A 26,790-nucleotide genomic window follows, 5' to 3' on the forward strand; every position below is an offset into this window, starting at 1 on the left:
GCTAAGTCTTAGCCCAGGGATGGCAAGACTTCACGCGGCTTTCAGCGCCTTGAGGGTCCGCTCGCAGATGGCAGTTATGCCGGCCCAGTTCCCGGCCCGGATCTCCGCCGTCGGGCACAGCCAGGATCCGCCGACCGCAACGACGTTGGGTTCGGCCAGCCAGGTCGCGGCATTGGCCTCGCCCACCCCGCCGGTCGGGCAAAATCGCACGTTCGGGAACGGCCCGCCGAGGGCGCGCAGGCCCTTGATGCCGCCGGCCTGCTCCGCCGGGAAGAACTTTGCGACGTCGAAGCCGTAGGACAGCGCCATCATCAGCTCGGAGGCCGTGGCAATGCCCGGCGCGAACGGCAAGGAGCTGTCGGTCGCGGCCTTGAGCAGATCCGGGGTCAGGCCCGGGCTGATGCCGAATGCCACCCCGAGCTTCTCGACCCGGCTGAAGTCGGCCGGATTGAGAATGGTGCCGATGCCGACGACCGCCTCGGGGACCTCGGTCATCACCGCGCGCGCCGCCTCGATTGCAACGGGGGTGCGCAGGGTCACCTCCAGCGTGCGGACACCGCCGGCAACCAGCGCGCGCGCCAGCGGCACGGCATCCTGGATGCGCTCGATGGTGAGGACGGGAATGACGGTCGCAGCCTTGAACAGCGCGACGAGGTGGTTCTGTTGGGCAGCCGTGGTCATGGGTCTCGATTCATTTGTCGCTATTCACTTGGTGGCCTGGCGGGAGGCCGCCGGCCGGTGCCGCTTCTTCGGCGGCATGGCATAGCCCGGAATGATGGCGCCGGGATAGCAGATCACGAGGCTGGCGAGCCGATGTCCTGATAGGGCCGCCTCGGCCGGCTCGGCGCCGGCAAGCCGGGCCGCGATATAGGCCGCGGCGAAGCTGTCGCCGGCGGCGGTCGTATCGACCACGGGCTTGGTCATGGGTTCGGCGCGGACCTCGCTGGCGCCGCCGGGATAGCGCAACAGGCTCACCGGCTCGGGCAGACGGAACACCAGCTCCGGGGTCGGGATCCGCGCCATCAGCTGGTCATGGCTTTCGCCGGGATGGAGCGCGAGCAGGTCCTCGGTCGAGGTCAGCACGATATCGGCGGCCGCGAAGGCGGTCGCAAACACCTCCCGCGCGATGTCGCGGTCTGGCCAGCCCCGGGCGCGGAAATTGGTGTCGAACACGAAGCGGGTGCCGAGCAGGCGCGCGCGCTTGATCGCGGCGAACAGACGCTCGCGCCCGGGCGCGTCGTAGATCGAGAGCGTGATCGCGGAGAGATAGACGACGTCGTAGCTCATCAGCGAGTTGAGCAGCTCGTCCGTCTCCGGAAGGCTCATCAGCTGGCGCGCGGCCGCGCTGTCGCGCCAGTGGAAGAACTGGCGCTCGCCCTTGCCATCCGTCTGGATCATGTAGAGGCCGGGCAGCTTGCCCGGCAGCCGCACGACACGCCGCGTGCCGACGCCTTCCGCATTCCAGGCCGCGACCATCTCGTCGCTCAGGGCGTCATCGCCGAGCGCGGTGAGATAATCGACCTTGACGTCCAGCCGCGCCAGATACACGGCCGTGTTGAGGGTGTCGCCGCCGAAGCCGCGTGAGTACAGGCCACCGCCCTGCCCCTGCCCGGCGGACGCGCCGCCCTGGGCCTGCCGCAGCTCGACCATGCATTCGCCGATGCAAGCAACGCTCGCCATCATCAGGCCCGCTCAGTCGGAGGTCAGGCGACGAAATTGCCGCCGAGCTCGTCTTCGATGTGAATGCGGATGATATCGTCGAAATTCTTCTCGGCGGTGGTGAAGCCGAGCTCGCGCGACCGCCTGGCGTCGAAATTGCGCGGCCAGCCGCCGACGATGCCGACGATGAAGGGATCGGGCTCGCGCTTGATGCGCGCGGCGACCTTCTCGCCCGCAACCCGCTTCAAGGCGGCGATCTGCTCGCCGACCGTGGCCGACAGGCCGGGCATGGTCAGGTTGCGACGCGGGCCGACGGCCGCGAGATCCATGGTGCCAGCGTGGAGCAGGAAGCCGACGGCCGAGCGTGGCGTGGCGTGCCAGTGGCGGACGTCCTCGGAGACCGGGAGGATCGCTTCCTTGCCGGCGAGCGGCTCGCGCAGGATGTTGGAGAAGAAGCCCGAGGCCGCCTTGTTGGGCAGGCCGGGCCGGATGCAGATGGTCGGCAGGCGGATGCCGATGCCGTCGAGGAAGCCGCGGCGGGAATAGTCGGCGAGCAGGAGTTCGCCGATCGCCTTCTGCGTGCCGTAGCTGAGCAGCGGGGTATGGAAGAACTCGTCGCCGATCGCATCCGGGAACGGCGCGCCGAACACTGCGATCGAGGACGTGAACACCACGCGCGGCTTGTAGCCGCCGCCCGCAAGGCGGATCGCATCGAGCAGCATCCGCGTGCCGTCGAGATTGATGCGATAGCCCTTGTCGAAGTCGAGCTCGGCCTCGCCGGACACGATCGCGGCGAGATGGAAGATCACGTCGGGGCGGCCTGCGATCAGCTTCTCGGCGGCGCCCGCGACGGCGAAATCGCCCGAAACGGTCTCGACCAGGAAGCCGGCCTTCTCCGGCTTCTTCGGCTCGACCACGTCGTGCATGGTCAATTTCGTGATGTCGCTCTTGCCGAGCCGGCCGTCGCGCAGCAGCCGTTCACAGAGTTTGCGGCCGACCATGCCGGCGGCGCCGAGAACCAGAATGTGCAAGAGCTCAACTCCTTCTTATTGGCCGGAGCGCGCCGCTCTTGAAGCCCATTGACGCGCCCTCGGCAAGCCCCGCGATCATTCCTTCACGGCGCCGGTCATCGCCGACACATAATGCTCCACAAAGAAGGCGTAAAGGATCACGAGCGGCAGCGAGCCGGCCAGCGCGCCCGCCATCAGCGAGCCCCAGCGGTAGATGTCGCCGTCCACGAACTCGTTGACGATCGCGACCGGCACCGTCTTGTTGCTGGTCGACTGCAGGAACGTCAGGGCGTAGATGAACTCGTTCCAGCACAGCGTGAAGCAGAAGATGAAGGCCGAGATCAGGCCGGGAATTGCCAGCGGCACGACGATCTTGACCAGGATCTGCCAGCGGCTCGCCCCGTCGATCAGCGCGCATTCCTCGAGCTCGAAGGGGATGGTCTTGAAATAGCCCATCAACAGCCAGGTCGAGAACGGGATCAGGATGGTCGGGTAGGTCAGGATCAGCGCCAGCGGCGAATCGAACAGGCCGTACTGATACACGACCGTGGCGAGCGGAATGAACAGGATCGACGGCGGCACCAGATAGGCGAGGAAGATCAGGCCGCCGACGAGATTGGCGCCCTTGTAACGCAAGCGCACGATGGCGTAGGCAGCGAACACCGAGGCGACGATGGAGAGCACCGTGGCGCAGATCGCCACATACATCGTATTCCAGAGCCAGTAGGGATAGTAGCTCTCGAACAGCAGCTTGTGGAAGTGCTTGAAGGTCGGATTCCAGGTCCAGAACGGATTGTACTTGTCGAGGTCGAGCAGCTGCTCGTCGGGCTTCACCGAGGTCAGCGCCATCCAGTAGAACGGGAACAGCAGGACGACGACGATGATCGTGAGCGGCAGATACAGCGTCACCAGCCTGCGCGGCACCGACTGCAGATAGCTCATGCCCTCGCTGTTATCGACGCGCGCCGACGCCGACAGCACGCTCTTGAGATCGACTTTGGCGGCAGGAAGATCAGTCATTGCTCTCTCCCTGCTGCCACTTGCGACGCTGCAGGCCGAACCAGGACACCATGATCGCGGCAAGCAAGAACGGGATCATGGCACTGGAGATCGCGGCGCCCTCGCCGAGCTGCCCGGCGATGATCGCGCGCTGATAGGACAGGGTCGCCATCAGATGAGTGGCATTGACCGGGCCGCCCCGCGTCATCGCCCAGATCAGCTGGAAGTCCGTGAAGGTGAACAGCACCGAGAAGGTCATCACGACGGCAATGATCGGCGTCAGCAGCGGATAGGTGATGTAGCGGAAATTCTGCCAGCGCGTGGCGCCGTCGAGCGTCGCCGCTTCATAGAGCGAGGGCGAGACGGTCTGCAGCCCTGCGAGCAGCGTGATCGCCACGAAGGGCACGCCGCGCCAGATGTTGGCGAAGATCACGCAAATGCGTGCCCAGGTCGTGTCGCCGAGGAAGTTGATGTTCTGGTTAATCAGGCCGAGCTGCTTCAGCGACCAGGAGATGATCGAGAATTGCGAGTCGAAGATCCACCAGAAGGCGAGCGCGGAGAGCACCGTCGGAACGATGAAGGGGATGAGCACCATCGCGCGCAGCATCGCCTTGAACGGCATGTGCTCGTTGAGCAGCAGCGCAAGGTAGAGGCCGATGCCGAATTTGAAGGCGCTGGCGACGAAGGTGTAGAGCAGCGTGTTGAACACCGACAGCCAGAAGATGGAATCGTCCCACAGCCACTCGTAGTTCTCGAAGGCGATGAAGTGTCCGACCCTGCCGATGCGTGTGTCCGTGAAGGACAGCCAGATGCCGAGCCCAAGCGGATAGGCCAGGAAGAAGATCAGGAACACCATGGCCGGCACCATGAACCAGAAGCCGAGCCAGTTGCGATTGTGTTTGAGCTGGGCCCAGGCGCCAGCCTCGGTCATCTGAGGCTTGGCCCGGGGAATTGCGACATCAGCCATGCCCGATATCCCTGATCGAAATGTTGACGAGCGGGCGGCCCAAGGGCCGCCCGCCCCGTGACTGTTCAGCGATAGATGCGCTTCAGCTGGCGCTCGGCTTCCGCCATCGCGCCCTTCACATCCTTGGTGCCGGTACAGTAATTGGCGAACATGTCGACGACGATGAAGTCGGCGATCGCGGTTGCCGCCTTCTCGCCGACGGTGCCGATGCCGGACGCCGGCAGCGTACGCTTGGAGGCCTGCGAGAACACGGCGTTCTTGGGATCGGCCGTCCAGATCGGCGCCGATTCATAGGCGTTCAGGGTCTGCGTCAGATAGCCCTGCGCGCCGGCCAGCCACTTCTCGTAGTTCTCCTTCTCCAGCATGAAGGCGACGAAGGCCTTCGCCGCGTTCGGATATTTGGTGAAGTTGAAGGCGAGGATCGGCAGCGCCAGCTGCAGCTCGGTCGGCTTGCCGACAGGACCGACCGGCCAGAGCGCGTGATAGGTGTCCTCGGTCAGCTCCTTCTTGCTGGCATCGGTCTTGGCGGCGACGTAGATCGAGATGCCGTTCGCCGTGCAATAGAGCTCGCCGGCGAGGTACGCCTTGTTGTTGGAGGAATCGTTCCAGGACGCCGTGCCGGGAATGAAGTTGTCGTACAGCGCCTTGCAATATTCCAGCGCCTTCGCCGTCTCCGGCGAATTGATGACGATCTTGTCGTTTTGGTCGACGGTGTAGGCGCCGTGGCCCCACAGCACCCAGTGCAGCCAGGAATTGCCGTCGCCCGAGGCGTGACCGAGCGCGAAGCCGGCCGGCGTGTTGTTGGCCTTGAGCGCCTTGCACATCTCGAGGAAGCCGGGGAAGTCCTTCGGGAATTCCTTGAAGCCGGCCTTGTCGAGCGCCGACTTGCGGTAGGTCATGTAACCGCCGTTGGTGGCGACGGGAATGCCGAGCCAGTCGTTGCCGAGCTTGCAGGTCTTGGCAGCCGCATCGGTCCAGCCGCCGTATTTGTTGCCGAGATAATCGGCAACGTCGTTCATCTTCAGCACTTTGGTCGGGAACAGCTGCGGCAGCGTGTGCAGACCCCAGGCGAGATCGAGGCCGGAGCCGGTGTTGGCCGCAACCGAGGCCTTCGGCTGCACGTCCTCGAAGGACTCGCTGAACGTGTTCATCTCGGTGCCGGTCGCGGCCTTGAACGCCGCCACCATCGCGTTGAATGCATCGTCCTCCGCCGGCACGAAGCGCTTCCAGCGCATCACCGTCAGCTTGGCGCCGGGCTCGGCCTTCCACGGCGCGCTCTGCGCCCAGGCCTTGGCGAAGTCGAACAGTGCCGGCCCCGTCAGCATGCCGGTCGCAGCCAACGCGGTGCCGCCTTGGAGCAGAGACCGGCGGGTAAAGTCTTGCATGTTGTCCTCCCTGTGTGATGCTTTTTGTCGTCTTATAACTTGTCGCCTTATGCCTTGTCGTCGGATGCGCTAGGCGTTCATGCGCTTGCCCGTCGCATCGTCGAACAGATGGACCAGCGCCGGATCAGGCTTCAGCCGCACCTTGTCGCCGGGATTGAACTGGTGACGCTCGCGGAAGACCGCGACGACCTGCTCGCCGCCGACCTTGGCGAACACCTGCGTCTCCGAGCCGGTCGGCTCGACCACGATGATCTCGGCCTCGGCGCCGTCATCGGCGATGGTGAAGTGTTCCGGCCGCACGCCGTAGACGGCAGGACGGCCGTCGGAGCCGGCCGGTGCGGTCTTGAGCGGCAGCTTGACGCCGTTCGGCCCTTCGAAGGTCGCAACGCCGTTGACGCGCACATGGCCTTTCAGGAAGTTCATGGCAGGCGAGCCGATGAAGCCGGCGACGAACTGGTTGTCGGGCTTGTCGTAGAGCTCGAGCGGGGTGCCCATCTGCTCGACGATGCCGTCATGCATGACGACGATCTTGTCGGCCATGGTCATGGCCTCGATTTGGTCGTGGGTGACGTAGACGGTGGTCGTCTTCAGCCGCTGGTGCAGCTCCTTGATTTCGGTGCGCATGGCGACGCGCAGCTTGGCGTCGAGGTTCGACAACGGCTCGTCGAACAGGAAGACCTGCGGATCGCGCACGATGGCGCGGCCCATGGCGACGCGCTGGCGCTGGCCACCGGAGAGCTGGCGCGGATAGCGGTCGAGCAGCGGCGACAGCGCGAGGATCTCGGCGGCGCGCTTGACGCGCTTGTTGATCTCATCGGCACTGGCGTTCCGCAGCTTGAGCGAGAAGCCCATGTTGTCGGCGACCGTCATGTGCGGATAGAGCGCGTAGTTCTGGAATACCATCGCAATGTCCCGCTCCTTTGGCTGGACATTGTTGACGACACGGTCGCCGATCGAGATCGTGCCGGAGGTGATGTTCTCAAGACCGGCGAGCATGCGCAGAAGCGTCGACTTGCCGCAGCCGGAGGGGCCGACCAGGACGACGAACTGACCGTCCTCGATCGGAATCGTGACGCCGTGCAGGACTTCAAAATTGCCGAACGATTTCCGCACGTCGCGGATTTGCACAGACGACATCTAGCTCCCTCCTCGAAAGTCCACGGCGCCTCTCGCGCTGCGACCGTCTTGTTTTTCGGACTTCACCGAACGAAGCCCGAGCTTAGCGGGCGACATTGTCGGTAGTTTGTGCGGTTTTGGCAATTTGTCTTTGGTTAGTCGTTGCTGGTAGCGCTGTCAACGTTCCTTTGTTTGCGGGACTGACTGTGTTAAGAGCAGCAAATGGGTCGAAAGCGCACCAAGTCAGGCAAGATCCGGCTGGCCGAAGTGGCCGAGCTCGCCGGCGTAAGCCCGATTACCGCGTCGCGGTTCTTCCGCAATCCGGAGGCCCTGTCGGTTGCCAAGCGGACGCGGGTCGAGAGCGCCGCCAAGGAGCTCGGCTATGTACCCAACCTTGCCGCACGCGCCCTCGCCTCGCAACGCACCGAGGTGATCGGTGTCCTGATCCCATCGCTCACCAACAATGTGTTCTCGGACGTGCTGCGCGGCATCTATGACGCCTCCGAAGGCAGCCGCTACTCGATCCAGTTGTCCAATACGCGCTACAGCATTCTCCAGGAAGAGAAGTTGCTGCGTCTGTTTCTGGCGCAGAAGCCGGCCGGGCTGATCGTCACCGGCATCGACCAGACCGCGGAATCCCGCGCGATGCTTCTGGCGGCGGACTGCCCGATCGTGCAGATCATGGAGATCGGCCCGGACCCGGTCGACATGATGATCGGCTTTTCACACTATGATGCAGCCCGTGCGGCGATCGCGCACCTGTTCGAGCAAGGTCACCGCAAGGTCGGCTTCGTCGGCGCGCGGATGGATCCCAGGGTGCAGCGGCGGCTCGACGGATATGTCTCGGCCATGAAGGACGCCGGATCGTTCGACCAGCGCCTGGTGGTCACGACGGCGACGCCGACCTCGGTGACGCTCGGCGGCGCCCTGTTCACCGATCTGCTGGCGAGCGAGCCCGACATCGATGCGGTGTTCTGCGCCAATGACGATCTCGCGCTCGGTGTGCTGTTCGAATGCCGGCGCCGGGAGATTGCAGTGCCCGGGCAGATCGCGATCGTCGGCTTCAACGACCTTGAATTCATGGCCTCCGCCGTCCCCACCCTGACCAGCGTCCGCACCAATCGCTACGAGATGGGCAAGACGGCCGCCACCATGCTGATCAACGCGATCGAGGGCCGGCGCCCGGAGCAGCCGGTGCTCGATCTCGGCTTCAAGATCATCGAGCGGCAAAGCTCGTCGGCACGACGTTCGGACAGCAGGCCAGCCGGATCGGGCGCGGCTGCGGCGAACATAATGGTAGCGTTACCAAGCAGCCACGACTAGTATCGGAATCGTGAGGAAACGACCCGCCAGCGGGAAGGCAGATCATCGCGCGCGCCGTTGGGCACCGCACATGCCGACACCATGAGACGGACGGTAGTCGCGTTTGCATTGCAGGAGAAACCAATGACAAAGAAACCAACCAACGGGCACGCCGCCGGCAGCAACGGGACCCGCCGCCATCTTCGCTCGCAGGAATGGTTCAACAATCCGCACAACCCGGGCATGACCGCGCTCTACATGGAGCGTTACCTGAATTACGGCCTTACCCGCGCCGAGCTGCAATCCGGCAAGCCGATCATCGGCATCGCCCAGACCGGCAACGATCTGTCCCCCTGCAACCGCCATCATCTCGAGCTCGCGCACCGCGTCCGCGAGGGCATCCGCGAGGCCGGCGGCATCGCGATGGAGTTCCCGACCCATCCCATTCAGGAGACCGGCAAGCGCCCGACCGCGGCGCTCGACCGTAACCTCGCTTATCTCGGCCTCGTCGAGATTCTCTACGGCTATCCGCTCGATGGCGTTGTGCTCACCACCGGCTGCGACAAGACCACGCCGGCCTGCATGATGGCGGCAGCGACGGTGAATCTGCCTGCGATCGTGCTGTCGGGCGGCCCGATGCTGAACGGCTGGCACAATGGCGAGCGCACCGGCTCCGGTACCATCGTCTGGAAATCGCGCGAGCGCCTCGCCGCGGGCGAGATCGACTATGAAGAGTTCATGGAGATCGTGGCGTCCTCGGCGCCCTCGGTCGGCCATTGCAACACCATGGGCACGGCCTCGACCATGAACGGACTTGCCGAAGCGCTCGGCTTCTCGCTGCCGGGCTGCGCGGCGATCCCGGCCCCCTATCGCGAGCGCGGCCAGATCGCCTACGAGACCGGAAAACGCATCGTCGAGATGGTCTGGGAGGACCTGAAGCCCTCGGACATCCTGACCCGCAAGGCGTTCGAGAACTGCATCGTGATCAATTCGGCGATCGGCGGCTCGACCAACGCGCCGATCCACATCAACGCGCTCGCCCGCCACATCGGGGTCGAGCTCACGATCGAGGACTGGCAGAAGTTCGGCCACGACGTCCCGCTTCTGGTCAACATGCAGCCGGCCGGCTTCTATCTCGGCGAGGAATTTCACCGCGCCGGCGGCGTGCCCGCCGTGGTGCGCGAGCTGATGAAGCACAAGCGCATCCATGAGGATGCGATCACGGTCAACGGCCGCGGCATCGGCGAGAACTGCAAGAACGCGCCCGCACCCGACAACGACGTGATCTGGGCTTACGACAAGCCGCTGGTGAAGGACGCCGGCTTCCTGGTGCTGAAGGGCAATCTGTTCGATTCCGCGATCATGAAGACCTCCGTGATCTCCAAGGAATTCCGCGACCGCTATCTCAGCAACCCGAAGGACCTCAACGCCTTCGAGGGCCGCGCCATCGTGTTCGAGGGCCCGGAGGATTATCACGAGCGGATCGACGATCCCTCGCTCGACATCGACGAGCGCTGCGTGCTGTTCATCCGCGGCACCGGCCCGATCGGCTACCCCGGTGGCGCCGAGGTCGTGAACATGCAGCCGCCGGCAGCGCTGATCAAACGCGGCATCCTGTCCCTGCCCTGCATCGGCGACGGCCGTCAGTCCGGCACTTCTGGCTCGCCCTCGATCCTCAACGCTTCGCCGGAAGCTGCCGCCAATGGCGGTCTTGCCGTCCTCAAGTCCGGCGACAAGGTCCGCATCGACCTCAACAAGGGCAGCGCCAACATCCTGATCTCGGACGAGGAGCTGAAGAAGCGCCACGCCGAGCTCAAGGCCAGTGGCGGTTTCAAGCATCCGCCGAACCAGACGCCGTGGCAGGAGATCTACCGCAACACCGTCGGCCAGCAATCGACCGGCGCCTGCATGGAGCTCGCCACAAGGTACCAGAACGTCGCCGGCACGTTCGGCGTGGCGCGGGACAATCACTAGCAGCCACACCGTCATTGCGAGCGAAGCGAAGCAATCCAGTCCGCCTCCGCGGAGAGACCCTGGATTGCTTCGTCGCAAGGGCTCCTCGCAATGACTTGGGGACATTTGAATGAATACAAAGGAGAACAAAATGGCAGACCGCCTCAAGGGAAAGCGCGCCGTCGTCACGGCTGCCGCGGCAGGCATCGGGCGCGCTTGCGCGATCGCATTCGCGCGTGAAGGCGCAACCGTCATCGCCACCGACATCAACGAGGCCGGCATCGCGGGCCTGACCAAAGAAGGCATCGCCGAGGTTGCCAAGCTCGACGTCCGCAACACCGCCGACGTCAACGCGTTTGCAAAACGCGTCGGCAAGATCGACATCCTGCTCAACGCCGCCGGCTTCGTACACCACGGCACCATCCTGGAGTGCTCGGAAGAGGATTTCGATTTCTCGTTCGACCTCAACGTCAAGTCGATGCACCGGACCATCAAGGCCTTCCTGCCCGACATGATCGCGGGCGGCGGCGGCAGCATCGTCAACATCTCGTCCTGCGCCGCGCTGCGGCCACCGGCGAACCGCTACGTCTACAGCTCGTCGAAGGCGGCGGTGTCGCTGCTGTCGCGCGCCGTCGCGCTCGATTTCATCACCAAGGGCATCCGCTGCAACTCGATCTGTCCCGGCACCGTCGAGACGCCCTCGATGCTCGACCGCGCCGCAGCCCAGGGCCCGCAGGGCAAGGAGATGTTCATCTCCCGCCAGAAGATGGGCCGGCTCGGCACCGCCGAGGAGATCGCGGCGATGGCGGTCTATCTCGGCAGCGACGAGAGCGCCTTCACCACCGGCGTCGATCTCGTCGTCGACGGCGGCTACATGCTCTGACGCAAGAAGGCCTCCGGCATGAACAAGATCGATCTCAACGGCCGCATTGCCATCGTCACCGGCGGCGCGCAAGGCTTTGGCCGTGCCATCACCGAGCGCTTCGTCGCCTCCGGTGCCAAGGTCGCGATCTGGGACTTTGACTCAGCCTTGGCCGAGAAGACCGCAAAGGAGATCGGCGGCGAAACGAAAGTCTTCAAGGTCGACGTCACCGACACGGCGGCCGTCGAGCAGGCGCGCGATGCAACGCTCAAGGCCTTCGGCAAGATCGACATTCTCGTCAACAATGCCGGCATCGCCGGCGTCAACAAGCCGGTCTGGGAGACCGACCTGGATGAATGGCGCAAGGTGCTGCGCATCAACCTCGACGGTCCCTTCATCGTCAGCAAGGCGATCGTGCCCGAAATGCTCAAGCAGAAATACGGGCGGATCGTGAACATCGCCTCGATCGCCGGCAAGGAAGGCAATCCGAACGCCGCGCATTATTCGGCCTCTAAGGCCGGCCTGATCGCGCTGACGAAATCGCTCGGCAAGGAGCTCGCCGCCCACGACATCCTCGTCAACGCGGTGACGCCGGCCGCGGCCAAGACCGCGATCTTCGACCAGATGACGCAGCAGCATATCGACTTCATGCTGTCGAAAATCCCGAAGGCGCGCTTCGTGCTGGTCGAGGAGCTCGCCGCGATGGTGGCCTGGCTCGCATCCGAGGATTGCGCCTTCTCGACCGGTGCGGTGTTCGACATCTCGGGCGGGCGCGCGACCTATTGAGGACATCATGATCCGGGAAGGTGGATGCTTGTGCGGCGCTGTGCGGTTCAAGGCAGAGGGCGAGCCGCTCAACGTCCGCATCTGCCATTGCCGCATCTGCCAGAAGGCGATGGGCTCGCCCTACTTCGCACGCGCGCAGTTCGACCAGCGCGCGCTCAGCGTCGAGGGCGAGACTGCACGCTATGCCTCCTCCGAGAACATCGATCGTGTGTTCTGCAAACGGTGTGGCACTCGGCTGTTCGCCTGGCGGCGCAACGGTACGCTCGCCGGCGTGGCGCTTGCCACCTTCGACGACCGCAATGCCTTCGTCCCGACCGAGCACATCTGGGTGAGCGAGAAGCTCGCCTGGGTGAAGCTCGACGACGGCCTGGTGCAATATCCGGAGACGATTCCGGCCTGAAGCGTACGACTGCACGCCGGCATCGACCGGGCTGATCTCGGCGGCGTGGCATTCCGTAACCGGCCACCCTATCTTTCAGCTCGAGCGCTGCACCGCCGGTCGACCGGGACGGCTGCAAGACCGCCGCCAAACCGGGATCAACGAGCCGTGAATATTTCCTTCTATGACCTTTCGGTGTGGGTGCTGCCTCTGGTGCTCGCCATCACCTTCCACGAGGCTGCGCACGCTTTCGTCGCGGACCGGCTCGGGGACAACACGGCCTCGCAGCTCGGCCGGGTCAGCTTCAATCCCATCAGGCATATCGACCCGTTCGGCACCCTGATCCTGCCGGCGATGCTGCTGTTCGCGCATTCGCCGTTCCTGTTCGGCTATGCCAAGCCGGTGCCGGTGAACTTCCGCAAGCTCAACAACCCCAGGTCGACATGGTCTGGGTGGCGCTCGCCGGGCCCGTCACAAACATCCTGCTGGCGCTGGCCGCGGCCGCCGCCTTCCACGCCCTGCCCCTGGTGCCCGCAAGCTCGGCGAAGTGGGTTGCCGACAATCTCAAGAATGCGCTCATCATCAACGCCATCCTGGCCGTCTTCAACATGATGCCGATCCCGCCGCTGGACGGCGGCCGCGTTGCGGTCGGGCTGCTGCCGCTGGCCCTCGCCTTGCCGCTGGCCCGGCTCGAGCCGTTCGGTATGTTGATCCTGATCGGGCTCTTGATCCTGCTGCCGCTGGCGGGCTCGCAGTTCGGTCTAAATCTTGATGTTATTTCAGCAATACTGCGGACGTTGACCGGTTATGTGATTCAGGCTGTTCTCTTCCTGACCGGCAATGCGTAGTTGAACCGGGACACCCGAACACGAGCCGAAAGGCCAGAGGCCGACTTGGTCAAAGCTGCCGACATGCTGATCGCGCGACGCGCCGACACCCGCGCCCGCGCCGATTTCGCCACCTGGAAGATGATGGCCAAGCTCAACGGGGCCTCCGCGCTGCCTCCGGAGGCCCAGGAGTTCCTCAGCAGCTACAGGAACCTGCTGGCGCAGATGAGCGAGGGCGAGGCGACCGAGGTCACCATCGGTGCGATCTACAAGGCCTATTACATCGAAATGGGTGGCGCTGGAGCGCCGCCCGATGTCCGTCCCCGCCGGGCCGAACCTGCAGCGGATAATGTTACCGCCTTCCGCCGCCCGGCGCCGAAGCCGAAAAGCGCTGCCTTCTTCGGGACAGGCGCGGCCAGCGGAGCCCAGAAACGCCCCCTCCCCGTGGCGCTGATCTTCGTCTGCCTGGTGGTGGTCTATGTGGGGATCCGGCTCTACTGGCGCTGAGCCGACTTCTTGTTGGCGGTCTTCTTCGATTTCTCAGGGGCGAAGTTGATCTCCAGGGTGCGCTCGAATCGCTCCTCGGTCAGTTGGACCGGAGGCGGCTCGAAAGGATCCGCCTTGCGAACCATCGAGATCGCAGCTGCATCGTAGGCGGCGTCGCCGGACGACGCGATCACGTCAACCGAGACCACATTTCCCTTTCGGTTGAGCGCGAAACTCACCGTGACCTTCTGATTGGCGTTCTCTCTGCCTTCCGGATTGACCTGATGCTGCTTGATACGCGCGCTGATTTTCTTGTTCCAGTCCAGCGTGATCTTCAGGATGTCCTTGCCGAGCCCCAGTACCGGGGCCAGGGCTTTTTCGGCCTCGCGCGCATCCTCGTCGAGCGTCTGCCGCGCACTTGCAACCGACTGTGGCGATGCCTCGGCCGCGGGCGTTTCGACAGCCTGAATCTTCGGATCGTCTTCGGTTGGCTTCTTCGTATTGTTCTCGGTCACGACGCGGTCAGGATCCTCGACCTCCTGCGCCTGGTCCTTCGGAAGCTCCGTCTCCTTGGCTTCGGCCTTCTGCTCGGGAAGCGCCTGCTGCTCCTGCATCGCTTCGCTGTCGGGTCCAGGCGGCAGATCGGTATCGGGCACCTTGGGCGAAGCCATCTCGACCGCGAACTCGGCTCCCGCCGCGCCGAGACCATCGCCGTCGTCATCGCCGCGCAAATGCGCCAGCGCGAGCGCGGCACCACCGAGATGGAGCGCGAGCGCGGCCACCGCCGCCAGGATCCAGAGCTTCCGGGATGGTCTCGGTTCGTCCGCCATCGTTCCGTCTTCTTAAGGCTGGGCAGCGCCGGGCGCAGACGCCCCCGGTGCGCCTTCCAGCGCGACCAGCTTCACCCGCGTATAGCCGCCGGAGCGCAAGAGCTCCATCACGCCCATCAATTCGCCATAGGGCACCGAGCGATCGGCGCGCAGGAAAACATACTTGTCCTTGCTCATGTCGGAAAGGCCGTCGAGGGTTCCGATCAACTCGGCCCGGTGAACGGGGTTCTCCCCGATCGCGAGCGTCAGATCGGGCTTGATGCTGAGATAGGTCGGCTTGTCCGGCTTCTTCTGCGGCGTCGCACTCGACGTCGGCAGATCGATCGGCAGATCGACGGTGGACAGCGGCGCGGCGACCATGAAGATGATCAGCAGTACCAGGATGACGTCGATGAACGGCGTGACGTTGATGTCATGCGTCTCGCCGAAATCGTCGTCTTCGCCGTCATTGTCTGCAAGCGAAACACCCATGGCTCACTCCGCCGCGCGCGAATGCACGCTGCCGTGGCTGCGGTCGAGATCGCGCGACAGCAGCCGTCCCGCCGCGCCCGAGGCGCGGCTGACGAGCTCGAGATAGCCCTTCGTCACGCGCGAGAAGTGGTTGTAGATGATGACGGCGGGAATGGCGGCGACGAGACCGATCGCGGTGGCGAGCAGCGCCTCGGCGATGCCGGGCGCGACCACGGCAAGGTTCGTGGTCTGCGACTTCGAGATGCCGATGAAGCTGTTCATGATGCCCCAGACCGTGCCGAACAGGCCGACGAAGGGCGAGGTCGAGCCGATGGTCGCGAGCACGCCCATGCCGATCCGGATGCGCCGCTGCTCCGCGCGCACGATCTCGGAAAAGCTCGACGCCGCGCGCTCCTTGATGCCGGCATCGCTGGACAGGCCAGCCGACATCCGCGCTTCGCGCAACGCCGCCGCAAGGAACGACGGCAGGATGCCCTCCTTGGTGCCGAGCGCCATCTGAGCTTCGGCGAGCGAGCGCGCCTCCGCAATCTTCTTCAACGCCGAACGCAGCTTGGCGGAGGCGACCGACAGCTCGATCGACTTGGCGATGAAGACGGTCCAGGTCACCAGCGAGGCGAAGGCGAGCCCGATCATCACCGCCTTCACAATGACGTCCGCCGACATGAACATCACCCAGGGCGACAATTCCTTCATGGCCGGGGCGATCGCCGCCGCCTCGGGCTTCGCACTCGCGGCATTGGCGGCCACGGGAGCGGCGGCAGCCGTCGAGGCCGCAGGCGCCGCCGGCGTGGTGGCCGCAGGCACTGTTCCGGCCGGGGACGGCTGAGCCGTCGATTGGGCCGGCGCCGACGGGCTTGGTGTCTGGGCAGAAACGGGAGACGCGAGCCAGGCGGCCGCCAGCATCAAGGCTGCGGCAAGGCTTGCTTGGAAGGACATGGTCTTCATACTTCGGCCCAGTAGCGAATGAGGTTGTGATAGATACCCGTCAATTTGACCGTTTCGGGATCGTCACGCCCGAGCCGTTCCACCAGCGCCTGTATCGCGGTGTCGAGGTCAAAGATCATGCTCCGGGCTTGATCGTCCCGTATCATGCTCTGAAGCCAGAAGAAAGACGCAACCCGCGTTCCCCTGGTCACCGGCGTGACGAGATGGAGGCTGGTCGAGGGATAGAGCACGCAGTCCCCGGCTGGCAACTTGACTTCATGGGAGCCGTAGGTGTCCTCGATCACAAGTTCGCCACCGTCATAATCCTCCGGCTCGGCGAGGAACAGCGTGACCGAAAGGTCGGTGCGGATGCGAAGGCCGGTCAGGCGGTCGCCGCGGATCGCATTGTCGACGTGCAGGCCGAAATGGTGGCCGCTGTCGGCCGCATAGCGGTTGAACAGCGGCGGGAAGATCTGCAGCGGGATCGCCGCCGCGACGAAGCGCGGGTTGGACGTCAGCGCCGAGATGATGCGGTTGCCGAGTTTGCGCGCGACCTCGCTGTCTGGTGGCAGCTGTTCGTTGCGCTTGACCATCGCCGATTGCGCACCGGCGGTGGAGCGGCCGTCCTCCCATTCGCTGGCGTCCATGATGCGGCGGAAATCCGCCACATCATCCTTGCTGAGAACGCCAGGCAAGCACGTCAACATGATCAGAACTTCGCTGTCGTCACGACGTAGAACGCTCGTCCCGGCGCGACCGCAACGAACGGCACGTTGCTGCGATAGAACGAGTCGTAATAGAGCTTGTTGGTCAGGTTCTGCGCGTAGAACTTCATGGTCCAGTTCTGGTCGATCTTTTTTTCGACGAACGCATCGAAACGCCAGTAGCTCGGCAACTCGTTGGTGTTGGCCGCGAAGGTACCGCCATAGACCTTGGAGCGATACACCGCCTGGCCACCAAGCTCCCAACCGCCATCGAACTTGTACTTGGTGAGCATGCTGAACGACTGGTGGGCAACGTTGGCGAGTTGCAGCCCGATATTGGAAGCAACGCCGCTCTGCGTCACCTTCGACTGCATCAGCACCAGGCCGCCGAAGATGCTCCAGCGGTCGGTGATCTTGCCTTCCGCTTCGATGTCGATGCCTTGGATCCTGTAGGCTGCACCCGATGTGAGCACGTTGTTGACGGTTTCGCGTGCGTTGTCCTTCGTGGTCTGAAACAGAGCGCCGGTCACCAGCAGATGGCGATCCGCAAGCTCCCATTTGGTGCCGAGTTCGATCGCCTTGTTGCGCTCGGGCCCGAGCAGGATGGTCGAGTTGGGGGGAACGCCGCCGTAGTCGGTGCCGGTCGCATCCAGCTCCGACCCGAACGGATTGGCCGAGGTCGCGTAGGCTGCATAGACGCTGCCGATCGACATCGGCTTGTAGACCACACCGACGTTGTAGTTCACGAGATCGGAATTCTGCTTCACGTAGTTCGTATTGTTGGATGCGCTTTGGCTATAGCCGTCATAGCGGACGCCGCCGTTCACGATGATCGTGTCCTGCCAGTTCGCGGTGTCCATGACGTACACGCTGCTGGTGTTGACGCCGTAGCGGGTCGGATTTCCGACGAGTGACGGAATGCCGAAGGGAATGTTGGTGTATTGCGGGGAGTAGAGATTGACGCCCGTCACCGCGCCGGCGCTGGTGAAAGCGGAACCGGCCAGTTCGGACGCGAGGCCGGCATAGCGATCGATCGAGATGTTCTCGTTCGAATATTCGACGCCGAACACCGCCGTGTGCTTGACCCCGCCGGTGTCGAGCTTGAACGTGGCCTCGTTCTGGTTGGCCCATACGTCGACGTTCTGGTATCGGCTCTGCGCGCTCGCCGTCGTGGTCCAGAGCAGCGGGTTGGGGCTGGTCGTGTTCGGGTTCTGCGGCAGCGTGCCGATGTAGTTGAGCAGCGAGTGCTCGCCGCGCACCTTGCTGGTCAGCGTGATCGCCTCGTTGACCTTGTACTCGATGGTGCCGGTGCCGAAATCCTGCCGCGCGGTCTGGAAGTCGCGGTTGAGGAAGCCGTACCAGTTGCCACGCGGAATGCCCGCCGACGTCACCGGCACGTTGCCTTGCTTGTAATAGGGCACGCCGAAATCGGGATAGCCGCTGAGGTCGGTATGAACGTAGTTCGTCGTGATCTTGATGTCGTTGGTCGGGGTGTACTTGGTCGAGATGAAGCTGCCCCAGCGATTGTCGGTCACGTAGTCGCGCCCGGCGACGTTGGCGTCCTGGAACAGCCCGCCGACGCGCACCGAGAAGGTCGGATCGATCACCTGGTTGACGTCGAGCGTGACGCGCTTGGTCATGTCAGTGCCAAACTCGCTGTCGATCCGCTTGAAGTTGACGTCGCCGGCCTGCTTGGTGACGATGTTGATGGCGCCGCCTGCGGTGCCGCGGCCGGCATAGGAGGATGCCGGTCCGCGCAGAATCTCGATCTGCTCGGTGAAGAAGTTCTCGCGGATGGAAACGGCGGGATCGCGGATGCCGTCGATGAAGACGTCGTTGCGCGCGTCGAAGCCGCGGATGAAGAAACGATCGCCGAACGCGTTGCCGCCCTCGCCCGTGCCGAGCGTCACGCCTGCGGTCGAGCGTCCGATCTCCTTCAGCGTCGTGGCGTTCTTGTCCTCGAGCACCTCTTTGCTGAGCACGGTAATGCTCTTCGGCGTGTTCAGCATCTTCTCGGGAAACTTGCCCGAGGCCTGGACGTGATCAACCTTGTAGGGCGCCGCCGGATCGGCATAGGGATTGCCGTCGGGAGCGCCGGACGGCGCGGCGGGAGCCGTCTGCTGCACCTGCTGGCGCTGCGCGGCGCGGCGAAGCGCGTTGCGGGCGCGGACCTGCTCGGGCGACGGCTTCGAGGCCGTCGGGCGCGGACGCTCGACAGGAGCATCGACCGTCACCGGCGGCAGGTTCGACTGCTGCGCCTGCGCGCCGCTCGACACTGACGCCGCCGCGATCAAGCTCGCGACCGCTGAAACCTGTTTGCCGGAAACGCCCGCGGATCTCTCATCCATCGGATTGAACGCTACGACCGAACGCAACGACTTCGGTGCGACCACCTGCCCCATTACCAAACGCCCCATCTTCCTGTTCGCTCATTTACTTCGAACGAGCGATGGGCTGTTGGTATCGGCCGCAAAATAGCGGGTCAATGCGAGCCGTTCGCGAGAACCCTTGAATTGGTCCAGATCAAAACGATTCTAAACTGTAGTTTGAAATCGTTCTAAGACGAGACTGGACTCGTTCTAAACAACGCGATCGCGCATCGCTCTCAGTCGCTGCTCGGCGGCTTCATCAGCGAGAACAATTCGTCGACGGTCTTCTGCGCAACGGCGCGCACGCGATCGGTTGAGTCCATGCCGGCAATGTTGACGCCGCTGACGACGGCTTTGATCTCATCGCGAAAGTCGGTGAGGAAGCGCAAGGGATCGCGCTGCTCGTTGGCGACACGCGCGATCAATCCCGTGATCAGAATCTGGCACGCGATCAGCTTGCCGTTCAGCTCGTCCATGCTTCGCTCCGTTGATGCGGCGCCGATATGGACGATGCGCAAATCCCTGACAACCGAAACGGCACGAGGCAACTTAGAACCGTTCTTGCGGCTGATCCGAACCATGGCCCGACGCAAAGCCGATCGGCCTCGAGCACCACCGCTTGCGCGTGCTGCGCCAGAATGGCAGGCCGAACGGACGGGGCAGAAAAATGCAGCACTGCACACCGCCGCGTCAGCGAGCTGCCTACACGGTGCAAAGCTTTCCAATTGTTTAGGATTCTCAGCTGATAGTGCTGTTTACACTGGAAGTTGGCGTGTATTATACATCATATGGAACCGTACAATTGCCCCGATATTCGTAGCCGAGGGCATGCGAGCCGACACGAGACGACATGAAAAAGTCCCGGCCGATCCTTTGGCTTCTGATCATCGCGGCCGCGGCCTCTGCGGGCTATTATGGTTGGCAGAAATTCGGCGCGTCCGAGGCTGGAAAAGCCCAGACCGCACAAACCGCTCAAAAAGGCCCGCCTCGCCCCTCCGCCGTCCCCGTCAGCGTTGCGCCGGTCCAAAAGACCGACTTTCCGGTCTATTTGACCGGGCTCGGCACGGTTCAGGGCTTCAACACGGTCCAGGTCCGAACCCGCGTCGATGGCCAGATCGACAAGCTCGAATTCAAGGAAGGCCAGATCGTCAAGCAGGGCGATCTCCTGGTCTCGATCGATCCCCGCCCCTATCAGGCCGCGCTTGACCAGGCCAAGGCCAAGAAGGCGCAGGACGAGGCCAGCCTCGCCAACGCCAGTCTCGAGCTCCAGCGCGCCACCAAGCTCGGCGAATTCGCCACCGCCCAGCGCGTTGACACCCAGCGCTCCACCGTGGCTCAGCTCACCGCCCAGATCGCCGCCGATGATGCTGCGATCTCCAACGCCCAGACCCAGCTCGATTACACCCAGATCAAGGCGCCGATCACCGGCGTTGCGGGGCTGCGCCAGGTCGACATCGGGAACATCGTCAACGCTTCGTCGCAGACCGCCATCGTCACGATCTCGCAGGTCGAGCCGATCGCGGTAATCTTCACCGCGCCGGAAGACCAACTCCCCTATATCACCGAAGGTCAGAAGGCCGGCGCGCTCAAGGTGATCGCCTTCACCACAGACGGCAAGAGGACGCTGGCCGAGGGCAAGCTCGCGGTGATCAACAACCAGGTCGACACGACCAGCGGCACGATCCGGCTCAAGGCGGTGTTCGACAACAAGGAAAGAACGCTGTGGCCGGGCCAATCGGTCTCGACGCGGCTTCTGGTGCGAACGCTGAAGGATGCGACCGTCGTTCCGGATGACGCGGTCCAGCACTCCACCAACGGACTCTACGCCTATACGGTCAACCAGGACAACAAGGCCGAGCTGCACAAGGTCAAAGTCAGCTATGGCATCGACGGTCATTCGGTCATCGAGGAAGGATTGAGCCCCGGCCAGCAGGTGATCGTCGGCGGACAGTTCAAGGTGCAGCCCGGAAGCCTGGTGTCGACGGCGGTGGCAAGCTCGGATCCGGCCCAGAACAAGGTACGACAGCAATGACCGAGGGCGGGATTTCGGCACCTTTCATCCGATATCCCATCGGCACCTCGCTGCTGATGGCCGGCATTCTCTTCGTCGGCCTGGTCGCCTATCCTCTGCTTCCGGTCGCGCCGCTGCCCCAGGTGGACTTTCCGACCATCCAGATTACCGCCAACCTGCCCGGCGGCAGCCCTGAGACGATGGCCTCGTCGGTAGCGCAGCCGCTCGAGCGGCAATTCGCCCAGATTCCGGGCATCGCGCAGATGACCTCGACGAGCTATCTGGGCACGGCGTCGATCACCATCCAGTTCGACCTCAATCGCAACATCGATGGCGCCGCCAACGACGTGCAGGGCGCCATCAACGCGGCCAGCGGCCAGTTGCCGAAAAACCTGCCGTCGCCCCCGACCTACCGCAAGGTCAACCCCGCCGACGCACCGATCCTGCTGCTGTCGGCGACATCGGAGACGCTGCCGCTGACCAGCGTCAGCGACGCGGTCGACGCCCAGCTCGCCCAGCAGATCAGCCAGCTCTCGGGGGTCGCCCAGGTCTTCATCGGCGGCCAACAAAAGCCCTCCATCCGCATCCAGGTCGATCCCGCAAAGCTGGTCGCCAAGGGCCTCTCGATGGAGGACATCCGCAGCCAGATCGCGATCACCACGGTCGACAGCCCCAAGGGCAATATCGACGGCGAGAAGCGGGCCTACACGATCTACGCCAACGACCAGCTCACCCAAGCGAAGGACTGGAACGACGTTATCATCGCTTATCGCAACGGCGCTCCGTTGCGAATCCGCGATATCGGCCGGGCGGTCAGCGCCGCCGAAGATGCCAAGCAGGCGGCCTGGGCGAACGGCAAGCGCGGCGTGTTCCTGGTGATCTTCAAGCAGCCCGGCGCCAACGTCATCGAAACCGTCGACAGGATCAAGGCGACCCTCCCTCGCCTCGTGGCGGCGATCCCGCCCGCGATCAAGATCGAGCTCATTAGCGACCGCACCGCGACCATCCGTGCCGCGGTCGAAGACGTCCAGTTCACGCTGCTCCTGACCATTGTGCTCGTGGTCATGGTCATCTTCATCTTCCTGCGCAGCTTCTGGGCGACGGTCATTCCTACCGTCACGGTTCCGTTGGCGCTGCTGGGCGCGTGCGCCATGATGTGGCCGGTCGGCTATTCACTCGACAATCTGTCGCTGATGGCGCTCACCATCGCGGTCGGCTTCGTGGTCGACGACGCGATCGTGATGCTCGAGAACATCACGCGCTACATCGAGCAAGGCTATTCGCCGATGGAGGCCGCCTTCAAGGGTTCCAAGGAAATCGGCTTCACCATCGTCTCCATCAGCATCTCGCTGGTCGCGGTCCTGATCCCGCTGCTCCTGATGGGCGGCATCATCGGGCGACTGTTCCGCGAATTCGCCGTGGTGCTGGCGATGACCATCTTCGTTTCGATGTTCGTGTCGCTGACGCTGACGCCAATGATGGCCTCACGCTTCCTGCGTGCCCATGGCGAGGTGCAGCACGGCCGCTTCTATCAATGGAGCGAGCGCGCCTTCGACGCGATGCTGCGGGGCTATGAATATGTGCTCGATCACGCCCTCGCCTGGCGGCGCACCACGCTTGCGATCTTCTTCGTCACGCTCGGCCTGTCGATCTACCTGTTCGTGCTGATCCCCAAGGGCTTTTTCCCGCAGCAGGACGTCGGCCTGATCACGGCCACCTCCGAAGCCTCGCAGGACATTTCGTTCAAGGAGATGATGAGGCGCCAGGAGCAGCTCGGCAAGATCATCCTGGCCGATCCCGACGTTGCCAGCGTTGCCATGTCGATCGGCGGCAGCGGCCGCGCCGGCAACAACGGCAACCTGTTCATCACGCTGAAGCCGCGCAACGAGCGCGACGCATCGGCCCAGCAGATCATCGCGCGCCTGCGTCCGCAGTTCGACAAGGTCCAGGGCGCCCGCCTCTACATGCAGGCGGCCCAGGACGTGCGGCTCGGCGGCCGCCCCACGCGCACTCAATTCGAATTCACGCTGCAAGACGCCAATCTGGACGAGCTCAACGAATGGGCGCCGAAGATCCTCGCCAAGATGCAGACGCTGCCGGAGCTGCGCGACGTCGCGACCGATCAGCAGACGCAGGGCACGACGGTCCAGCTCAAGATCAACCGCGACACCGCTGCCCGCTACGGCATCCAGCCTCAGCTGATCGACGACACGCTCTATGACGCCTTCGGACAGCGGCAGGTCACCCAATATTTCACGCAGCTCAACACCTACAAGGTGATCCTGGAAGTGCTGCCGGAGATGCAGGGCGATCTCGAGACGCTGAACAAGCTCTATCTGAGATCGCCGCTGACCGGCGACCAGGTGCCGCTGTCGACCTTCGCGAGCTGGACCACCGATCCGGTCCGCCCGCTCTCGATCAGCCATCAGGGCCAGTTCCCGTCGATCACGATCAGCTTCAATCTCGCGCAAGGTGTCGCGCTCGGCCAGGCCACCGAGGCCGTGCAGAAGGCGATGGCGGAGCTCGGTGCGCCGCCCACGTTGAATTCGAGCTTCCAGGGCACCGCGCAGGCGTTCCAGCAGTCGCTCGGCACCGTGCCGCTCTTGATCCTCGCCGCGCTGGTCGTGGTCTATCTGATCCTCGGCATTCTCTACGAGAGCTACATCCATCCGATCACGATCCTGTCGACGCTGCCCTCGGCCGGCGTCGGCGCGCTCGCGATCCTGATGGCGGCCGGATTCGACTTCAGCCTGATCGCGCTGATCGGCATCATCCTGCTGATCGGCATCGTGAAGAAGAACGGCATCATGATGGTGGACTTCGCGATTGCCGCCGAGCGCGACGAGCACAAGACGCCGGAGGAATCGATCCGCCAGGCCGCGCTGCTGCGCTTCCGCCCGATCATGATGACGACGATGGCCGCCCTGCTCGGCGGCGTGCCGCTCATGCTCGGCCACGGCACCGGCGCCGAAATCCGCCAGCCGCTCGGCTACGCCATGGTCGGCGGCCTGATCGTCAGCCAGGCGCTGACGCTGTTCACCACGCCGGTCGTCTATCTCTATCTCGACAAGCTCAACAACTGGTTCTCGAGCCGGGGCCGTTCGGACGACGAAGGTCAGGAGACGCCCGAGCACGGCAGCGTCAGGGAAGCCGCCGAGTAAGCTTGCGCCGCGCCTGCCGCAACGCTACAGCGAGACCCCCGGTTCGCAAATGCGGTTTCCCATGCCTATGCAATCCCGCCTTGTCGCCCTTGCCGCTGCCGTCCTGTTGACAGCAGGCGCAGCGCACGCCCAGCAGGGCGCCAAGAAGAACGCCGCGCCCGCGCCGGCCGCGCAGCCCGCGCCTGCCCCGACGCAGGCTGACGGGGCTTCCGGACAGCCCGGCTGGATCGTCCGCTGCACCAGCGCAAGCCGCGACGCGCCGCTCGAATGCGCCATGGAGCAGAACGCGGTGCTGACCAAGACCGGCCAGACCGTCGTCCTGATCAACATCCGCATCGCGCCCGACACCCGCACGCCGATCGCGCTTCTGCAATTGCCGCTCGGCCTCAACCTTCCCGTCGGGGCCAAGCTCCAGGTCGACGAAGGCAAGACGTTCGATCTCCAGATCCAGACCTGCGAGAATCGCGGCTGCTACGCCTCGACCCCGGTTGCGCCGGACCTGCTCGGCGCCTTGCGGTCGGGCAAGCAGCTGAAGGTCTCGTTCCAGAACATGGCCAAGGAGAGCATCGCGATCCCGATGCCGCTCGGCGATTTCGCTTCCGCCTACGACAAGATCAAGTAACCGGCACGCCTCACGTCACGATGTCGCTCGCCCGCAGCAGCGTCGTGAAGCCGCCATAGATCATGCGTTTGGCGTCGAACGGCATGCCTTCCATTTTCAGCCGCGGATCCGCCATCACCTTCTTGTTGATGGCATCGCGGCTCTCGCGGTCCCGATAGACGATCCAGGCAAACACCACGATCTCGTCCTCCTTCGCGATCACCGCGCGCGGGAACGAGGTGAGCTCGCCATAGGGAACGTCGTCACCGATGCATTCGACATAGTCGAGCGCGCCGTGCTCCATCCAGATGGCGCAGGCGGTTGTTGCCATCGCCTTGTAGGCTTCAATGTTTGCCTTCGGCACGGCGAGAACGAAACCATCGACATAGGGCATTGCGGATCTCCTTCGCTTGTCCAGCCCAAGGACGATGGAGCATGCCGCGATCCGACCTCGGAATGCGAAATGTCAGGTGAGGCAAACCGCCGCGTGTGATGGGCGTCGATGCACGCCCGAGCGCTTGGAATCAAGCAATGGGAGAAGCGCCCGGAACTGGCTGGGGAACCTGGATTCGAACCAAGACAAACAGAGTCAGAGTCTGTTGTGCTACCGTTACACCATTCCCCAACGAAGCGCTTGAAATCAATAAGCTTTCTTCGGAGATCTTGCAAGGCTCGCTGAGAGTTTTGCAGACCAAGCGGCTCGCAGGCCGCTCATATAGCCGTGCTGACCTTCGCGGTCCAGTCCTTCTGTACGCATCGTCGCTTGATCTCGCTGCGTCACACCCGAGCGACAACCTCGTGCGGCTCCTTTCCGGACAGCCTTCTCGACCCCGTTCAGGCAGCATCAGGCCGGTATTGCGGCCGAGACGATTCTGGCCTTCCTTCCCGGACGTAGAAGACCGACCGGCGCGCCCGGTCAATCCATCGCTGGATCGTGAACTCAAAAAGGAGCGCGACGACAGTGCTTGAGAACAGGATAATCATAGTCTGAAGCAGAATCCGCCAGCGGCTTACGCTGTTGGGGCTGGTCATCGTGATCGGGTCAAAGATCTGCAGATCGATCGCGATCTGAATGAAAAGATAATGCAGGACATAGACGCCATATGACGCATCGCCCAATGCGGTGGACAGCGGCCCATTGATCCGCTCGAAGAGCGTCGGAATGACGAGGCAGGTCGCGAGAACGAGCAACACCGCCTGAACGATGCCCCCGTTTTGCTCGTCGGCATAGTTATTGCCCAAAAGGTAGAGGATGTAGAGAGCAAGAAGCCAGTACCCCGCGCGCGTCGACCATGTCAGGTGATTTCGCAACCAAAACAGCAGGATCCCCACGCCGAAATAGCCGATCTGGCTGAAAAATGGGAAATAGGCCCACTTCATACCGTAGCTGTTGAACATCGTGATCTTGAACGCGAAGGCAGCCACGACGAAAGCGGCCAGGCCCTTCCCGTTGAGCAAAAGCAGGGCGGGCAGGAGCGCGTAGAACGCGAGTTCCGCACTGATCGACCATGCCGGCGGGACTAGCAGGTACTTGGTGCTGTGGATGGTTGAAAAGAGATCGAGCCCGATCAGCGAAAGGTTGACCAGATACGGCGGTGTGTCGGTCCGGAAATAGTTGAAGATGCCGGTTTGGTTCGCAGGGTTCCACCAATACAGAACGAACGTCGCCATCACGACGATGATGTAGAGCGGATAAAGCCTCGCGAAGCGGCTGGCGACGAACGCAGCAGGCCGACCGGAATAGTGCCTCTCATAGGTGGCGGCCATATAGAAGCCACTGATAATGAAGAAAGCTTCAACCGCGGCCAGGCCTCCGATCGTCTGATGAATGACGCCAAACTTGCAGTGAAATCCGACGACGATCGCCGCCAGCACAAAACGAACGTACCCCATCGGCCCCCGCACCCATTGGTGCTGCGAACCTAGACCGACAACCAGTTCTTAACAAGCACCCTCCAGGCGGCCTGTCGGCGCCCCGCTTTCCACGT

General features: G+C 63.6%; 24 protein-coding genes, 1 tRNA gene and 1 pseudogene. 10 read left to right on the forward strand and 16 right to left on the reverse strand.

The genetic code is table 11. The annotated features are described in order from the left end of the window. Positions 1-30: 30 nt before the first annotated feature. From eda to AC24YW_RS02555, 7 genes are all read right to left on the reverse strand, one after another. Positions 31-681, reverse strand: a complete 651-nt coding sequence (eda, locus tag AC24YW_RS02525) for a bifunctional 4-hydroxy-2-oxoglutarate aldolase/2-dehydro-3-deoxy-phosphogluconate aldolase (protein ID WP_192893238.1) — start codon at positions 679-681, stop codon at positions 31-33. A gap of 24 nt (positions 682-705) precedes the next feature. Further along, the gene (locus AC24YW_RS02530) at positions 706-1,680 is read right to left on the reverse strand and encodes a sugar kinase (protein WP_487481842.1); all 975 of its coding nucleotides are present in this window, start codon (positions 1,678-1,680) and stop codon (positions 706-708) included. Between the two features lie 23 nt (positions 1,681-1,703). Beyond that, entirely contained in the window at positions 1,704-2,690 is a 987-nt protein-coding gene (gene denD, locus AC24YW_RS02535; protein ID WP_487481219.1) for a D-erythronate dehydrogenase, read from the reverse strand. Between the two features lie 75 nt (positions 2,691-2,765). Next, the gene (locus AC24YW_RS02540) at positions 2,766-3,689 is read right to left on the reverse strand and encodes a carbohydrate ABC transporter permease (RefSeq protein ID WP_487481220.1); all 924 of its coding nucleotides are present in this window, start codon (positions 3,687-3,689) and stop codon (positions 2,766-2,768) included. Further along, positions 3,682-4,599 carry a carbohydrate ABC transporter permease gene (locus tag AC24YW_RS02545; RefSeq protein ID WP_430516851.1) on the reverse strand — a complete coding sequence of 306 codons (918 nt, stop codon included), beginning with the start codon at positions 4,597-4,599 and terminating at the stop codon, positions 3,682-3,684. The genes AC24YW_RS02540 and AC24YW_RS02545 overlap by 8 nt, the downstream gene beginning before the upstream one ends. A 101-nt stretch (positions 4,600-4,700) precedes the next feature. Further along, complete coding sequence (locus AC24YW_RS02550; protein ID WP_487481221.1) at positions 4,701-6,020, reverse strand: ABC transporter substrate-binding protein; 1,320 nt, start codon at positions 6,018-6,020, stop codon at positions 4,701-4,703. Positions 6,021-6,089: 69 nt separating this feature from the next. After that, positions 6,090-7,157 carry an ABC transporter ATP-binding protein gene (locus AC24YW_RS02555; RefSeq protein ID WP_487481222.1) on the reverse strand — a complete coding sequence of 356 codons (1,068 nt, stop codon included), beginning with the start codon at positions 7,155-7,157 and terminating at the stop codon, positions 6,090-6,092. A gap of 201 nt (positions 7,158-7,358) precedes the next feature. On the opposite strand from AC24YW_RS02555, the gene gntR reads away from it, so the two are divergent. From gntR to AC24YW_RS02590, 7 genes and pseudogenes are all read left to right on the forward strand, one after another. Further along, entirely contained in the window at positions 7,359-8,459 is a 1,101-nt protein-coding gene (gntR, locus tag AC24YW_RS02560) for an HTH-type transcriptional regulator GntR (RefSeq protein ID WP_487481223.1), read from the forward strand. A gap of 123 nt (positions 8,460-8,582) precedes the next feature. Next, on the forward strand, positions 8,583-10,412 hold the full coding sequence (locus AC24YW_RS02565) for an IlvD/Edd family dehydratase (protein ID WP_487481224.1): 1,830 nt from the start codon (positions 8,583-8,585) through the stop codon (positions 10,410-10,412). A gap of 130 nt (positions 10,413-10,542) precedes the next feature. Then, positions 10,543-11,274 carry an SDR family oxidoreductase gene (locus AC24YW_RS02570; protein WP_487481225.1) on the forward strand — a complete coding sequence of 244 codons (732 nt, stop codon included), beginning with the start codon at positions 10,543-10,545 and terminating at the stop codon, positions 11,272-11,274. A gap of 18 nt (positions 11,275-11,292) precedes the next feature. Beyond that, positions 11,293-12,039, forward strand: coding sequence for an SDR family NAD(P)-dependent oxidoreductase (locus AC24YW_RS02575; RefSeq protein ID WP_487481226.1), 747 nt, complete (start codon positions 11,293-11,295; stop codon positions 12,037-12,039). 7 nt (positions 12,040-12,046) lie between these two features. After that, complete coding sequence (locus AC24YW_RS02580) at positions 12,047-12,439, forward strand: GFA family protein (RefSeq protein WP_487481227.1); 393 nt, start codon at positions 12,047-12,049, stop codon at positions 12,437-12,439. Between the two features lie 147 nt (positions 12,440-12,586). Continuing rightward, positions 12,587-13,266 (forward strand): annotated as a pseudogene (locus AC24YW_RS02585) (site-2 protease family protein). Positions 13,267-13,329: 63 nt separating this feature from the next. Continuing rightward, positions 13,330-13,752: a hypothetical protein gene (locus AC24YW_RS02590; protein ID WP_487481843.1), complete on the forward strand. Its 423-nt coding sequence runs from the start codon at positions 13,330-13,332 to the stop codon at positions 13,750-13,752. Here the strand turns inward: AC24YW_RS02590 and AC24YW_RS02595 are convergent. The 6 genes from AC24YW_RS02595 to AC24YW_RS02620 form a co-directional block, all read right to left on the reverse strand. Further along, on the reverse strand, positions 13,740-14,561 hold the full coding sequence (locus tag AC24YW_RS02595; RefSeq protein WP_487481228.1) for an energy transducer TonB: 822 nt from the start codon (positions 14,559-14,561) through the stop codon (positions 13,740-13,742). The two genes, AC24YW_RS02590 and AC24YW_RS02595, sit on opposite strands and share 13 nt — an antisense overlap. Positions 14,562-14,573: 12 nt before the next feature. Further along, positions 14,574-15,032, reverse strand: a complete 459-nt coding sequence (gene exbD, locus AC24YW_RS02600; RefSeq protein WP_487481229.1) for a TonB system transport protein ExbD — start codon at positions 15,030-15,032, stop codon at positions 14,574-14,576. Between the two features lie 3 nt (positions 15,033-15,035). After that, positions 15,036-15,977 carry a tonB-system energizer ExbB gene (gene exbB / locus AC24YW_RS02605; protein WP_487481230.1) on the reverse strand — a complete coding sequence of 314 codons (942 nt, stop codon included), beginning with the start codon at positions 15,975-15,977 and terminating at the stop codon, positions 15,036-15,038. Continuing rightward, entirely contained in the window at positions 15,974-16,663 is a 690-nt protein-coding gene (locus tag AC24YW_RS02610; RefSeq protein WP_487481231.1) for a Fe2+-dependent dioxygenase, read from the reverse strand. Before AC24YW_RS02610 ends, exbB begins: the two co-directional genes overlap by 4 nt. A 2-nt stretch (positions 16,664-16,665) precedes the next feature. Continuing rightward, positions 16,666-19,062 (reverse strand): TonB-dependent receptor, encoded by a 2,397-nt coding sequence (locus AC24YW_RS02615; RefSeq protein ID WP_487481844.1) that lies wholly within the window; start codon positions 19,060-19,062, stop codon positions 16,666-16,668. Between the two features lie 203 nt (positions 19,063-19,265). Next, positions 19,266-19,505: a hypothetical protein gene (locus tag AC24YW_RS02620; protein ID WP_128916226.1), complete on the reverse strand. Its 240-nt coding sequence runs from the start codon at positions 19,503-19,505 to the stop codon at positions 19,266-19,268. 374 nt (positions 19,506-19,879) lie between these two features. Between AC24YW_RS02620 and AC24YW_RS02625 the strand changes: the two genes are divergently transcribed. From AC24YW_RS02625 to AC24YW_RS02635, 3 genes are all read left to right on the forward strand, one after another. Next, complete coding sequence (locus tag AC24YW_RS02625) at positions 19,880-21,061, forward strand: efflux RND transporter periplasmic adaptor subunit (protein WP_487481232.1); 1,182 nt, start codon at positions 19,880-19,882, stop codon at positions 21,059-21,061. Beyond that, positions 21,058-24,201 carry a multidrug efflux RND transporter permease subunit gene (locus AC24YW_RS02630; protein ID WP_487481233.1) on the forward strand — a complete coding sequence of 1,048 codons (3,144 nt, stop codon included), beginning with the start codon at positions 21,058-21,060 and terminating at the stop codon, positions 24,199-24,201. The genes AC24YW_RS02625 and AC24YW_RS02630 overlap by 4 nt, the downstream gene beginning before the upstream one ends. A gap of 61 nt (positions 24,202-24,262) precedes the next feature. Beyond that, positions 24,263-24,823: an invasion associated locus B family protein gene (locus AC24YW_RS02635; RefSeq protein ID WP_487481234.1), complete on the forward strand. Its 561-nt coding sequence runs from the start codon at positions 24,263-24,265 to the stop codon at positions 24,821-24,823. A gap of 10 nt (positions 24,824-24,833) precedes the next feature. Here AC24YW_RS02635 and AC24YW_RS02640 read toward each other — a convergent pair whose 3' ends face one another. From AC24YW_RS02640 to AC24YW_RS02650, 3 genes are all read right to left on the reverse strand, one after another. After that, positions 24,834-25,196, reverse strand: coding sequence for a DUF1428 domain-containing protein (locus AC24YW_RS02640; RefSeq protein ID WP_487481235.1), 363 nt, complete (start codon positions 25,194-25,196; stop codon positions 24,834-24,836). A gap of 157 nt (positions 25,197-25,353) precedes the next feature. Then, positions 25,354-25,427 (reverse strand) — tRNA-Gln (locus AC24YW_RS02645). Between the two features lie 209 nt (positions 25,428-25,636). After that, a complete protein-coding gene (locus AC24YW_RS02650) occupies positions 25,637-26,695 on the reverse strand; it encodes an acyltransferase family protein (protein ID WP_487481236.1) in 1,059 nt (352 codons plus the stop codon). Between the last annotated feature and the right edge of the window lie 95 nt (positions 26,696-26,790).

Source organism: Bradyrhizobium sp. USDA3516 (assembly GCF_057651995.1).

Excerpts from the sequence above, each read along its gene's own strand:
- AC24YW_RS02610 (WP_487481231.1), bottom strand. The coding sequence starts at position 16,663 with ATGTTGACGTGCTTGCCTGGCGTTCTCAGCAAGGATGATGTGGCGGAT.
- exbD (WP_487481229.1), bottom strand. The coding sequence starts at position 15,032 with ATGGGTGTTTCGCTTGCAGACAATGACGGCGAAGACGACGATTTCGGC.
- AC24YW_RS02625 (WP_487481232.1), top strand. The coding sequence starts at position 19,880 with ATGAAAAAGTCCCGGCCGATCCTTTGGCTTCTGATCATCGCGGCCGCG.
- eda (WP_192893238.1), bottom strand. The coding sequence starts at position 681 with ATGACCACGGCTGCCCAACAGAACCACCTCGTCGCGCTGTTCAAGGCT.
- AC24YW_RS02590 (WP_487481843.1), top strand. The coding sequence starts at position 13,330 with ATGCTGATCGCGCGACGCGCCGACACCCGCGCCCGCGCCGATTTCGCC.
- AC24YW_RS02580 (WP_487481227.1), top strand. The coding sequence starts at position 12,047 with ATGATCCGGGAAGGTGGATGCTTGTGCGGCGCTGTGCGGTTCAAGGCA.
- AC24YW_RS02635 (WP_487481234.1), top strand. The coding sequence starts at position 24,263 with ATGCCTATGCAATCCCGCCTTGTCGCCCTTGCCGCTGCCGTCCTGTTG.
- AC24YW_RS02555 (WP_487481222.1), bottom strand. The coding sequence starts at position 7,157 with ATGTCGTCTGTGCAAATCCGCGACGTGCGGAAATCGTTCGGCAATTTT.
- gntR (WP_487481223.1), top strand. The coding sequence starts at position 7,359 with ATGGGTCGAAAGCGCACCAAGTCAGGCAAGATCCGGCTGGCCGAAGTG.
- AC24YW_RS02565 (WP_487481224.1), top strand. The coding sequence starts at position 8,583 with ATGACAAAGAAACCAACCAACGGGCACGCCGCCGGCAGCAACGGGACC.
- AC24YW_RS02540 (WP_487481220.1), bottom strand. The coding sequence starts at position 3,689 with ATGACTGATCTTCCTGCCGCCAAAGTCGATCTCAAGAGCGTGCTGTCG.
- exbB (WP_487481230.1), bottom strand. The coding sequence starts at position 15,977 with ATGAAGACCATGTCCTTCCAAGCAAGCCTTGCCGCAGCCTTGATGCTG.
- AC24YW_RS02550 (WP_487481221.1), bottom strand. The coding sequence starts at position 6,020 with ATGCAAGACTTTACCCGCCGGTCTCTGCTCCAAGGCGGCACCGCGTTG.
- AC24YW_RS02570 (WP_487481225.1), top strand. The coding sequence starts at position 10,543 with ATGGCAGACCGCCTCAAGGGAAAGCGCGCCGTCGTCACGGCTGCCGCG.
- AC24YW_RS02650 (WP_487481236.1), bottom strand. The coding sequence starts at position 26,695 with ATGGGGTACGTTCGTTTTGTGCTGGCGGCGATCGTCGTCGGATTTCAC.
- AC24YW_RS02615 (WP_487481844.1), bottom strand. The coding sequence starts at position 19,062 with ATGGGGCAGGTGGTCGCACCGAAGTCGTTGCGTTCGGTCGTAGCGTTC.
- AC24YW_RS02640 (WP_487481235.1), bottom strand. The coding sequence starts at position 25,196 with ATGCCCTATGTCGATGGTTTCGTTCTCGCCGTGCCGAAGGCAAACATT.
- AC24YW_RS02620 (WP_128916226.1), bottom strand. The coding sequence starts at position 19,505 with ATGGACGAGCTGAACGGCAAGCTGATCGCGTGCCAGATTCTGATCACG.
- AC24YW_RS02530 (WP_487481842.1), bottom strand. The coding sequence starts at position 1,680 with ATGGCGAGCGTTGCTTGCATCGGCGAATGCATGGTCGAGCTGCGGCAG.
- AC24YW_RS02595 (WP_487481228.1), bottom strand. The coding sequence starts at position 14,561 with ATGGCGGACGAACCGAGACCATCCCGGAAGCTCTGGATCCTGGCGGCG.
- AC24YW_RS02575 (WP_487481226.1), top strand. The coding sequence starts at position 11,293 with ATGAACAAGATCGATCTCAACGGCCGCATTGCCATCGTCACCGGCGGC.
- AC24YW_RS02630 (WP_487481233.1), top strand. The coding sequence starts at position 21,058 with ATGACCGAGGGCGGGATTTCGGCACCTTTCATCCGATATCCCATCGGC.
- AC24YW_RS02545 (WP_430516851.1), bottom strand. The coding sequence starts at position 4,599 with ATGACCGAGGCTGGCGCCTGGGCCCAGCTCAAACACAATCGCAACTGG.